Here is an 11,315-nt window from a genome sequence, read left to right on the forward strand (position 1 = left end):
CGACATTCCAAACAGAAACTGCTTCGCTAGTTTCTGTTAAATGCGTCTGGATTAACCATATGGATTGGATGCCCCTGATCGAAGGCAAAAATCTGGTCAAATACATCCGTGAATTGCAGGTCCCATTCCTCGTAAGTGACGTAGCCAATATGGGGCGTTGCCGTGACGTTCGACAGATCGAGAAGAGGATGAGCCGGATCACGCACGGGCTCATTCTCAAACACATCCACCGCCGCCGATCCCGGTCTCCCCAATCGGAGGGCTTTTTCCAAAGCGCCTTTCTCTACGAGACCAGCGCGGCTTGTGTTGACGAACAGCGCGGACGTCTTCATGCGGGCCAAATCATCTGCGGTGACGATGGCACGCGTGGCCGGATAGAGGCGCATATGAAGCGTGAGCACGTCGCTGTCAGCGAAGAATGCATCCTTACCGGCCGCCACCTGATACCCTGCTTCCACCGCCTTTTTGCGCGACTCCTCGCTGGCCCAGATCAGCACGTCCATTCCGAAGGCTTTGCCGTAGCCGGCCACGACGGCGCCGATCCGCCCGAACCCATAGACGCCCAGTGTCTTGCCGCGCAGAGTATGACCAACGGCGGCCTGCCACTTGCCAGCGCGTAGCGACGCCGCATTTTCGGGAATCTTACGGACAGCCGCCAAAATGAGCGCCCAGGCCAGCTCAGCCGTGGAAAAAGAGGGCGTGTCTGCGTGCATATTGGAGCAGACGAGAACTCCATTTCGCGTACAAGCATCAATATCAATATGGGGATATACACTGCGCTGGCTGATAAGCCTCAAGCGTGGCAGCCGATCGACAAGGCTAGAACGGATAGATGTTCGCTCACGGATCAGAACGATAGCCTCTGTTTCGGCTAAACGCCTCGCTAATTCATCCTCATCCTCGACATGATCCGTGTAGATAGTCACCACGTGACCCGCGAGCTTTGCGAAGCAAGGCAGCGTGCGTAAGGTGTCGAACCAGTCATCGAGAATGGCTATTTTCATGAACGATTCCGCGTAAGTAAATCACGCCCCGCATCGGTCAATTGAACCAATGTCTTCGGTCCTCTCCCGACCCGCTCTACCAACCCGAAATCTACCGTGTCTTCCCACACGGGCAGGCGTGGGCAGCTCGTGCGCCATGCATCCATGACTTCCACATAATCGCGCGGCTCTGCGACGATCCATTCTAGAAGGTCGATAACAAGGGGTAGTGGGGCCAACATGCCTCCAACATAGGCACCCGGAATTATACCTTCAAATATATTGAAGCTCCTCGATCCATATGCGCTATATATGGCATGGATCTGCGCCGACTTCGATACTTTGTAACGATTGCGAAGATGGGTCATATCACGCGCGCTGCCGCACAGCTTGGGATACAGCAGGCACCGCTAAGTCAGCAAATCAAGGTGCTGGAACAGGAAATTGGAGCTCAGCTTTTCATCCGCAAACCGCGTGGTGTGGAACTGACTGAAGCCGGTCAAACCCTGCTTGGATACGCACAGCGCATTCTTGAAGAGGTAGAACGCGCCGCTGCCGCAACACGGCAGGTCGGCGAAGGAACGGCAGGAACTCTCCGATTGCTGACAGTCCGGTTTGGAGCTGAAAATGAGATAAGCTGCCGTTGGCAGCCAGGGACGCACCGGCGGGTGACGACCAGACCACGACAATTGAGCGCACCCATGAAAATGTCTGGTCTTTTGGAAAAACTTCCAGCCTCGCCCCGGCGGGCTTTCTACGCATGGCAGCATCCATCACTGCCGTAAGAGGCTCTTGCAGTTATTTCTGATACGCGGACTCTCATTCCACCGAGAGCAAGCTTATACCAGGAAAAGCGATCTACTTTAGAAGTTCGGGCAGGCGGTATATCAGTCGTCTGACGGCAGGCCAACCAGCGGCGACAAACGTTTCTAATATGTCGATAAGCGCGAGCCGGCGCTGTGGGTCATCAAAAATTTCTTTGTGGTCAGCCAAATACCGTCCCACTAGTTTGACCACGAGGTCGGCCCCAAGAAACTCGAATTGATATCCCCGATCGCGATTACCGCGCAGTATAGTGGACGCGATTAAATCGAATACGCCCTTCGGGTTAGCTTCGATCAGATATTCCAGAAGTTGGATCATATAATGGACGGTGTGCGGTCCACTATGCTCACCAATCGTGCGAAGGACTGAAGTAATCTCTGCAAGGAAGGTGCGCATATTTTCGGCGGTCATTGCAGGTTGGTTGTCCTGGACATTTTGATTCACAAACGCACCGGAACTAAAATATAGCTGCTGGCAAGCGGTATCGATGATTTGAATGGCACTCTGCGCGCGAGCAATCTGAGCGTCGTTTAAGCTATTAAAATCACCATACGCTGCAAGCTCCTGCCCGGCTTTTTCCACGACTTCGGTGAACAAGCTAATCGCTTGGGAACGTTGTTTCACTAGTTCGCAATCTTCTGTTCCTCGCAGGCCAGCCGTGCAGGCATTTCGTAGCCACCGGATCATTTCGCAGACTTCATTTGCACAGTCGATTGGGTTGGCGACCCAAGCATCGACCCGCGCTTTGGCATCAGCAAAACCAAACCTCATCCAGAATTGAAGGTTCATTTGAATTAAGTGTGGACGAATTGCTTTGTTTCTGTCGTCATTCCCTTCAAGACTGTCGAGCAGCGGCAATACCAAGTCTGCGACCTGACGCTCACCGCCATGCCAAACAACCGCGCTCAAAATTTGGACGATAAAGTTGTCAACGACGGCACGGTTATCTTCAGTGGCAATCAAGTTTGCGGCCTTCGCCCAGAACCCTGGCCGGTCGACGTCCCAGATACGAATTAGGCGTACTGCCGCATTCATTCGAACCGCGGGGTGCGGATCGACCAGCATTTGATCAATTATTCGTTGCAGGCGCGGGTAAACGTCCGCGCGCTTTAAGGTCAAATCAAGAGCCAATTCCGCCGCTTCGATCCGCGCGGAGGGCGATCCCCAGGACGCAAATTTTTCAAAGTTGGTTTCTGTATCATTATCAACGCGAGGCTGAGAGGTCGTGCAGCCGAACTCTATCCAATCCAGAATAGTTTCGATTGTTTGATCCGGCGTCTCCCTCGAGATCAATGAACTGTTAACGAGCTTATGGACACCTTGTAGAAAAGTACCTTCGGCACGGTCCATCAAGGCTTCGTCGGTAGCGGTCGTCACGTCGATCTCGGCCTTCAGGGACACAAGAACCGCCATTGCTCGGCCAAGGTCATCGGACTCATCACGATCATTGGTTTCTAAATGAAGCTCCTTTTTGACTTCATTTATTATTTCCGTCATGCGGGTGGTGGTGGGATCTGATCGCGTTTGTTCATCCATCCAATAGTTTTCTGAAGGTGTCATCGTGCTGACTGTCAGCTCGAATATACGGCGATTGGCTTCATCCCCTGACGAGCCAGTTTCAACTACGGCCCTCGCATCGTCTGTTGCTAGGCGATCACGTCCGATCGTACCAAATAGCCGCTGTAAGAATCGTTGCCTGGACTCTTCCGAACATACAAAATCTTCAAAGCTCGCATTAATCGCCACGGTCTCAATCTTTTGGCGTTCTTCATTGGTAAATTGGTCATAATAGGCGGCAATCAGATCAATGGCATCTTTTCGCGTATCGGTGGCCAACAAGAACTCGACCCGCTTTGCGTACGGGACAGCTAGTTTGGCTAATGCACCACCTCGATTGGCCGCCGCCATAAATAAGCGGGACCAGATCACGCCAAGACGAGCCTCTTGGATTACATAACGCGCCGCTTCGAGGACTAATGGCTCTGGCCCGCTTTCAAGGAAGATCACGAACTTTAGAAGCAGCGTTTCACCATCCTGAGCAAACTGAGGGCGCGCGTCGTGCGCCCAGATGTAGCTTTGATCAGGTTGGAGGAGTACCACCCCTTCCAGGCCATCCACACGTTGCATGACGGGAAAGTCAGAAACATAGGGCCGGCGAAGCACATAGCCTTCCATCGCTCCTATGAACGCGCGAACAGCCTGATCCGGCGTTTGTGCTAAGAACTTCGGGAAAAACTCTCCCAGCGACCAACGCGCCGATTCGAAATCCTGTTTGGTATTCGAGGTAAGGTTCAGAATTCTCCCCGTTCCCATAGATGTTTTCTGCGTATCTTTGATTTCGAGGGTGTAAACCTCTCGGTATACTCTCGCCGCAAATGCCGGATCTGCCAACGCGACCTGGGCAATCTTGCGAGCGAGCGCGGGAACTTCTTGTGAGCCAAACTTCTCAAACCGGGCGTCGGAAAATATCTGAACTAGCAACGCCGCCGATGCTTGGCAGTCGGTTGACATAGTATCCGCAACAAAGTCGATTGCAGGAGTAGCAATGTAGCGCGAGTCGTCGTGAGTAAAACCATATTGAAGCAGCGCGCGTGCAGCGGCCCCAAGGTCCCGCCGCAGGCAATCGTCTTTGGTACGTGTAGCCAGTAGGAAGCACAGCATTCGAAGGAGTGCCGCAACTGGTTCAGGGTTCGATGAAAGTTCAAGGGCAAGCCTTACCCAAGGGGGAAGCGCAGCTGTTGGCTCATCTTCGAGCCTAACGGCGACGGCACCCACAATATGGGCGAGGGCGGCGAGCGCGTTAGCATCGCCCAACGCGATCATTCGCCCAAAGGGTATTATGTCAGTCGCCAGGACGGGAAGCTCAGCAGCCATCCGGGCAGCGACCGCTCGGATAAGTGGATCACAATCATGCGCGCCGAGCAATCGGCTAACGGCAGACCAGAATTGATCGTGTTGCGTGTCCTCAGCCCATAAGCCGCGCAACAAGAAACTCATTGCTGGAGCTAAAACGAGACCGAGTCCATCTGTCTTCGGAAAAACCGCTTCGCCTGACACGATCTGTTCGATGTCAAGGAACACGCGGCTGGCAGCGTAGTCAAAAAATAGATGATGCCTAAACTGCACTGATCTATCTTGATTAGTCAAAGCGAGAACGCCTTCGCCCGTGAGTGTATCGAGCATCTGAGGGAATTTCTCGGCGACTTGGAGCCGTGTTGCTTGGAGGATCCGCCGCGCAACCATCTCGGTCACGATAGCGCGCAGACAAACTTCCGCGGCCATTCCATGGCGAACCACTCGATGCTCCCAATAAAGGTTCAATAGAGCAATTTGTGAGTCAACCTTATTGAAATCGCCGCTAACAGCCCCTCCGGCAACGAGTTCGGCTAAAAGCCGAGTGTTGAAAGGCACCATTGCCAATTCACGCAGTTTCTCAGGGCTTCCACTCAGCACAGCCCCCAACCGAGGCGATAGTGCCAAAAGCTCACCGAATTCCGTATCGGACCATGGCGGCACTTTGATATGCCGGACAGCCGGGAAAGCCCCGCCACGAAGGGTTATGTCTGGTGGCGTGCCCTTAAACAGAACTTGAAAATTTCGGCCCAAACTAAGATCGAATGTTCGAATTGAGGCAACCACGGTCCATCGGCCTGCTTGTTCGATCACGGTTTCGATTAATCGTTTGAAGGCCGCTTCTGCCGGGCCGCCGCGGCTTGCGTCAAGGGCATCTATAATAAGGAAACCAGATGTTGGGCCGTCCCAAGCCTCCAGCACTTCCACTAAACTGTGGCGAAGCCGAAGTGCCGCTGATAGCCCCTCCAGGGACTCAATCGAAAAACGGTCAACCGCAAGTTCGATTACGTCATGGCCCTTGGCTTTCAAAGCACGGCCAAGGGCGTTGATGACTGCGCTCTTCCCTGCACCTGGCTCGCCAATGAGGAGCAAATTGCCGGTCAGTGCCGCGGCGTTGATCGCTGCTTGGCAATTACGTTCAATCCCCACCGGGCTGCCGGTTTCGGCTTCCACGACTTCGTATGCGCGTAGCGTGCTTTCAACCTGAGTCGAGTGTGCCCGAAGGGCGGCGATGTCGTCGCGATAGCTTGGCCTAGGACTGAGGGGGGCGCCGCGGCCGATCAAATCTTGCCTCAGATGTGGCAAATCGATCCCGCCACGCGTGCCCATGAGGTCTCCGCTAACCCGTTCCAAAAGGTTGAGAACGCTCGCGGCATCGGACACGTTAGCGACCGCAGAGCCAAGGGCAGCGATTATGGCGGCACGATCATGTCCTGCTGGATCAATAGTGTAGACGAAGGTGAGAAGCCCGATCTCCCGGATCACTACGTCGGTAATCGTCTCGGTGGTTACGGTGCCCCAGGCGAGCTTTACGCAAGTGTCAAAGTTTCCCAGGGCGGTTGCCTGCGCTTTGGTAAGAATTGGGGGGCCTATCTGTCGGCGGGCTTCAAGGCCCCGCATAAGATGCTGGCGAGTTGTTGCCGGCGAGTCCGGGCCGACGGCAATAACGAAGCGGTCCCGCATGGTGTCAACCGGTCGATTCCAGCCTTTGTCCCCGTTGCCATCACGGCAAAGCCGCCACTGCCGCACGATTTGTTCGACCGTTTTGCCGAACTCGCTAGTGATTACTTTTGACAATGATAGGTTATTTTTTGCCTGCATCGAGATGAAACCGCCTTCGGATGTCTTGGCAAGAACGTCGTCCAGTGGCGCCTCGGTTTCGAGGCGCAGCTCCACGATTTTAGCGCCCCCAAGGCGCAGCCGTTGATCGACCGTTGTCTCGGTTAGCATCCATGCGCCAAGGATAGCCCCCAAGCTTTGCTGGAAGTTTACGCCTAATGCGGTAGCATTGCCTCCGCCGGTAGCGTAGGTCCGCGGAGTCTTCGCCTTTAGAAAAGGTTTCGCCTTTGATTTTGACATTGCTCGCAACCCTAACGGGAATGCCGTGTTTGGGAAAGCAGAAGCAGGAGCGGTTTCCAGGATAAGGACATCTGGGCGGTTGGACTGCAACAGCCTTTCAGGATGACTCCAAGACAGTTCACTGTCGGCCCGTTCTGTCTTATCAAAGACGGGCTGCTGGAAATTGGGTTATGACCGATGTTAACCAGATAACCACCAGTTGACCGGCAGCCACGTTATGACCGCTTTGTCCCCCGACCTGGACTTTAGCGCGACCGCCCGGATGGTCCGCTATCAGGATCGGGGCTTGGAGCCGGCTATGGCGGACATGGGCGCTGAGCGGACACTCGGCAGTTTCCTGCTTTCCCCCCCAATCCGGTCGACCCGTAGCGCGACCATGAGTGTCGCATTCGGAGCATGCCCTCATGCGGGCAGGACGACCGGGAAGGGCGCACGGTAACCAGGTCAGTGGCCGGTGGCGATGACTTCGATACGCAGCGGAGTGTCGCCAGCGGCGATCGCAAGTAGGCGGTCGATATTTGGATGCGCGCCCGGGCGGTAGCGTGCATCGGCTGTGTGCTCGCCGAACACGACCAAGCCGTGTTCGGCCGCTTTCGCGTCCAGGGTGTCAAAGACCTGCTTGAGGTAATGGTAGACTGCCAGGGAACCTTGCTTGCCCGGCTGATTCTCGATGCAGGCGACCACGGCGCCCATGCCGTTTACGAGGTCGATGCGTTGCACGCCATCAATGGACGGCAATTGCTGAAGATTATCCTTGAATGTTGCACCTGATTCAATCATTGCCAGCAACTCTCGAATTCCTAAGTTAATGCGAGCCGGTATGTAACATCTTCTTCGGATGTCTACTATCAGGCGAGCGGAGAATGGCGGCCAACGGCCTTCTTGGGCGCAGAGTCTACAGCGCGGCTTGCAGGTCTGCCAGAGTGGCCATCAGCATCATTTGGTCAAGCGGTGATGGATCGAAGCCGATCCGCTCATAGAAAGCTTTGGCTTCATCTGTCAGCACATGCACAAGCATCCCCCGAATACCTATGGCGTTGGCGGCCTGCAAAACACGCCGGCCGGCATCTTGAACCAACGCTCGGCCAAGGCCCTTGCTGTGCAACACCTGGTCAACGGCCAACCGGCCCAGCACCACAACGGGAATGGGATCTGGCATGTTCCGTTTGAAGCGGCCGGAGGCTGCTTCGACGGCCACGGCTCCGGAAGCCAGAGCGTAATAGGCCACGACACGGTTGCCATCACAGACGACGAAATTCCTTGATACTCCGCTGATCTGGTTTTTCAGAGCGCGCTGCTTCAGCCACCGATCCAGCGTCTCCACGCCAGATTGGAATGCAGTGACATCATGTTGTGCAGTAAGTGGCTCCGGCGCTCGGAGGGTCACTCGGCTTTCCAAGGAAGCGGGCTTTGCATGGTCTTGCGCAGGCGCTCATTGGGCTGAGGCGGCGCGTCAAGCCGGGCGATGAAGGCGGCATAGGCTCCCGATTCGGCCCTGATTACAGTCTGGTCGAGCAAGGCGTCCTCGGCGGCGATGCGCGCTGCATCCAGCACGAAATCCGTGCGGTTCTTCCCCCGAAGCTTGGCTGCGCGGTCAATTAAGTTCCGTTCCTCCGGCTTGATCCGGAGGTTCAGTGTGTCCCTTTTGGCGGAATGCGCCGAGGCTGCCGTGGGCATAGTATATCTCCAATGTTGGCCTTTTAGCATATGCGTAGTGTCATTGTCACTACAACTCGCGAGGGCCGCCATGCAACTATCGGATTTGAGCGCATGGCTAGCCTTCAACAACGTCACGCCGTGCCTAAACTTCCGTCCCCTCGGCCAGGAGCAACGCGTCTTCTATATCCACGCCCAAATACCTGACAGTGCTCTCTATTTTAGTGTGTCCGAGCAGGATCTGCACGGCGCGCAGATTTCCGGTTTGCTTATAGATGATTGATGCCTTGGTCCGCCGCAGGGAATGGGTACCATAATCCTCACGCCGGAGACCTATGCCCGCAACCCACTCATCCACGAGCCTCGCATACTGCCGGGTGCTGATGTGATCGGCATGATCCAACCTGCTCGGAAACACAAAATCGTCGAGCGTCCCACCGCGACACTCCAGCCAGGCCAGGATGCTGTTACGGGCGGGCTCCAATAGTTCAAATTGGACGGGGCGGCCGGTTTTTTGCTGTACGACAATAGCCCGCGTTTTGATCCGTCCCCCACTCACGATGTCACAGATTTTGATCTTCACGATATCACAGCCGCGCAGTTTGCTGTCGATCGCGAGATCGAACAGTGCCCGGTCCCGTAGCCGATTTTGGTGGTCAAGCCAGAACCGAATGGCCCAGACTTGTTGATGTTTGAACGCCCGTTTGGCACCGAGTTTCCGGCCGGCATTCCAGGCGTGCTTGCCGGCTACGCCTGGGTCATATTCTGAATGTCCCATTGTTTCCTCCATTGGCCGATGTGGCCAATAGGGGATTTAGGTATTCCGGAACAAAACCGTTCGCCCTGATAACGGGCCGTGAGCTGACTGGCTGCTCCCCTGTACCTGTTTGACGGCGGATCAGGGTGCATCATGATCCGTATCGGGCCGGTTGGTTAAGAGCAGCCTTTTGCCCCCTGTGCCTGCGAGCACCTGAGGGGGGACGTGCGCCTCAACTGATCGACCGTGTTGCACGTCCCCCCCAATCCGGCCATTGCACTGCCGCTGAGGAGCGTCCGATTCGGACGTGACCGCCAGAGCGGCTGGACGACCTGAACGGGCACAGTCCACTATCGTTGGCCCTGTCATTGGTCCTGCAATTCTGCCTGAAAGTGGAGATTGAAAATTCCTTAGTTGGCGATTGTCGCTGACCATTCCGCCGGGGCGAGCCTCGGGAAAATGGTCGGAGCCGCCATCGGTACCATCTTCCCTGACTCGAGAGAGGCAGGGATGGTCCGACTTGAAGACTTGATGGTGATATTGGAACTCGACCTGCAGGGTGTCGATTACCGCGATTGCGCGGTGGCCGGCGTTATCGTGCAACGCGCCAACAACGGGCCCGTACGGAGGATGGTTACTGCAGGCCAATGCGTAAAGCCCGCCTTTTGCGTCATCATCCTGCCTTTATTATAGTGACCACCGCGGCCAGCCAACCAAGAGACGTGCCTTTTAATCCGATAGGCCGGGGTGCTGAGACAGAACTCTCCCCGCAAATACGCCAACTGGCGGATCGGGATCGCGCGCTGTTTTGCCCCATGGCCGTGCTTTGGGATGTAAGCCTCCTCTCGCGGCACCAATCCATTATTACCAGAAGGGACGCGAACCGGTTCACCACGGGTGCCACGGCCTGTCGGCGTGTCGGGGTCATTTCCCTATTTCCACCGATTTCAAAGCCGTGTTATGATTATGGTGGAGCCGTACGCGCGGCTCTGGGGCGTGGAAACCCCTAGCATACCGGTGGGCATTCTCGTCAGGGTGCCGGAATCCTTTTGACCAGTTGGTCGGGGAGCTGTGGGCGTATGTCCAGGTTCTCCGAACTAAAGGTCCATGGGACCGGGTATGCTCGGTTTTCCAACTCCCCGATCAGGGTTCATGGATTTAGCTGTCAGCGGGGGCGCACCGCAGACGAGCTATCTCGGGAGGCCGCACGATGCCAGCCATCACTTCCAGCAAGCTCCGATGATTCACGCTCGGTCGCGCTAAGCACCGCGTCCGCCATGTTCAGCCTACTCTGACCGCTTTGGTCAGGTATGCGGGCTTTTCCATAAGTACGATCAAACCGACTTCGTGATGATTCACGTCGTTGAAGGCGCTCGCCCTGATGTCAGGCGAGACGTTGGAGATAAACCATGACCAAGCCAGCGCTTGCGCTAACTTCTCCTCACGCTTCGAGCGAGATGGATCACTTATATATATGGGAACAACGCACCGACCATTGCTTCATTTGCGTTGGTGAGGCTGAGGTCAGCCGTCCCAGTGATGGCCGTCCCTGGGTTGCGATGGTCCCCCTTATTATGGACGGCGCCGCGCCAACGGCCTGGGGCCTGATGCTCAACCCTTCCGGGGAGGGGGTCAGAGAATTCTCCTTGGCCGAAGACGCCAAAGCCGCGGCGGAACAATATCTGACCGCCTATCGTCAATATTATCGATCTGGTGCGCAGACCGGCTCAGATCCTGCCACGGGCAAGAGCTGGATCGCCGGCAGCCAGATCAACGGCGACTGACAGCCCATTGGAATCTTGCCATGACCCAAGACCCCTTCCATTTCCTGTTCAATGACCGCCCACCATCCCCGGCTAAACCAGAACGGGAGCGTCAGTCCGCCCCCCACACGAATGGCCTCGCCCCGGCTGCTTCCCAATTGGGACAAAGTCAACGCGTCATCCTCAGTGGCCAACTCGTCTACGCTGACACAGAACTGCGGCAAATTGACTGCGTCGTCCTGGAATTACGCCCCGGCGGCGCGATCATCGAGATGACGCAGCCCGCAAACCTCCCCGACTATTTGTTTTTCCGCATCGGTGATACGCCCATCCGCCCGGTGCTGCGCATCCATACTCAAGGCAACAGCATTGAGCTTGAATATGCCGATTAAAAGCGAC

Annotated in this window: 9 protein-coding genes; 3 read left to right on the plus strand and 6 right to left on the minus strand. The window is 55.8% G+C overall.

What is annotated here, in order from left to right; all coding sequences use genetic code 11:
- Window positions 1–26: 26 nt before the first annotated feature.
- The gene (locus BUB54_RS02970; protein ID WP_048877950.1) at window positions 27–1,004 is read right to left on the minus strand and encodes a D-2-hydroxyacid dehydrogenase family protein; all 978 of its coding nucleotides are present in this window, start codon (window positions 1,002–1,004) and stop codon (window positions 27–29) included.
- Window positions 1,005–1,300: 296 nt separating this feature from the next.
- Here BUB54_RS02970 and BUB54_RS21755 point away from each other — a divergent pair, with 296 nt between their 5' ends.
- Entirely contained in the window at window positions 1,301–1,768 is a 468-nt protein-coding gene (locus tag BUB54_RS21755; RefSeq protein WP_073211209.1) for a LysR family transcriptional regulator, read from the plus strand.
- A gap of 73 nt (window positions 1,769–1,841) precedes the next feature.
- On the opposite strand, the gene BUB54_RS02985 is transcribed toward BUB54_RS21755, so the two are convergent.
- The 5 genes from BUB54_RS02985 to BUB54_RS03010 form a co-directional block, all read right to left on the minus strand.
- Window positions 1,842–6,740 (minus strand): ATP-binding protein, encoded by a 4,899-nt coding sequence (locus tag BUB54_RS02985; RefSeq protein ID WP_048877952.1) that lies wholly within the window; start codon window positions 6,738–6,740, stop codon window positions 1,842–1,844.
- Between the two features lie 444 nt (window positions 6,741–7,184).
- Window positions 7,185–7,520, minus strand: coding sequence for a DUF2322 family protein (locus BUB54_RS02995; RefSeq protein ID WP_048877969.1), 336 nt, complete (start codon window positions 7,518–7,520; stop codon window positions 7,185–7,187).
- A 115-nt stretch (window positions 7,521–7,635) separates the two neighbouring features.
- Window positions 7,636–8,064 (minus strand): GNAT family N-acetyltransferase, encoded by a 429-nt coding sequence (locus tag BUB54_RS03000; protein WP_244890744.1) that lies wholly within the window; start codon window positions 8,062–8,064, stop codon window positions 7,636–7,638.
- A gap of 59 nt (window positions 8,065–8,123) precedes the next feature.
- Window positions 8,124–8,417, minus strand: coding sequence for a type II toxin-antitoxin system TacA family antitoxin (locus BUB54_RS03005; protein WP_048877955.1), 294 nt, complete (start codon window positions 8,415–8,417; stop codon window positions 8,124–8,126).
- Between the two features lie 124 nt (window positions 8,418–8,541).
- Window positions 8,542–9,186, minus strand: coding sequence for a tyrosine-type recombinase/integrase (locus BUB54_RS03010; protein ID WP_241869324.1), 645 nt, complete (start codon window positions 9,184–9,186; stop codon window positions 8,542–8,544).
- A 1,376-nt stretch (window positions 9,187–10,562) separates the two neighbouring features.
- On the opposite strand from BUB54_RS03010, the gene BUB54_RS03020 reads away from it, so the two are divergent.
- Together BUB54_RS03020 and BUB54_RS03025 are read left to right on the plus strand one after the other, a co-directional pair.
- Entirely contained in the window at window positions 10,563–10,937 is a 375-nt protein-coding gene (locus BUB54_RS03020; RefSeq protein ID WP_073211214.1) for a hypothetical protein, read from the plus strand.
- A gap of 20 nt (window positions 10,938–10,957) precedes the next feature.
- Window positions 10,958–11,308: a hypothetical protein gene (locus tag BUB54_RS03025; RefSeq protein ID WP_073211217.1), complete on the plus strand. Its 351-nt coding sequence runs from the start codon at window positions 10,958–10,960 to the stop codon at window positions 11,306–11,308.
- Window positions 11,309–11,315 lie beyond the last annotated feature (7 nt).

Origin of the sequence: Acidocella aminolytica 101 = DSM 11237, assembly GCF_900129125.1 — a bacterium.
Lineage (GTDB): Bacteria > Pseudomonadota > Alphaproteobacteria > Acetobacterales > Acetobacteraceae > Acidocella > Acidocella aminolytica.

Bases quoted from the DNA above. Each gene is read 5' to 3' on its own strand.
- BUB54_RS02970 (WP_048877950.1), bottom strand. From the start codon at position 1,004: ATGAAAATAGCCATTCTCGATGACTGGTTCGACACCTTACGCACGCTG.
- BUB54_RS21755 (WP_073211209.1), top strand. From the start codon at position 1,301: ATGGATCTGCGCCGACTTCGATACTTTGTAACGATTGCGAAGATGGGT.
- BUB54_RS02985 (WP_048877952.1), bottom strand. From the start codon at position 6,740: ATGTCAAAATCAAAGGCGAAACCTTTTCTAAAGGCGAAGACTCCGCGG.
- BUB54_RS02995 (WP_048877969.1), bottom strand. From the start codon at position 7,520: ATGATTGAATCAGGTGCAACATTCAAGGATAATCTTCAGCAATTGCCG.
- BUB54_RS03005 (WP_048877955.1), bottom strand. From the start codon at position 8,417: ATGCCCACGGCAGCCTCGGCGCATTCCGCCAAAAGGGACACACTGAAC.
- BUB54_RS03010 (WP_241869324.1), bottom strand. From the start codon at position 9,186: ATGGAGGAAACAATGGGACATTCAGAATATGACCCAGGCGTAGCCGGC.
- BUB54_RS03020 (WP_073211214.1), top strand. From the start codon at position 10,563: ATGACCAAGCCAGCGCTTGCGCTAACTTCTCCTCACGCTTCGAGCGAG.
- BUB54_RS03025 (WP_073211217.1), top strand. From the start codon at position 10,958: ATGACCCAAGACCCCTTCCATTTCCTGTTCAATGACCGCCCACCATCC.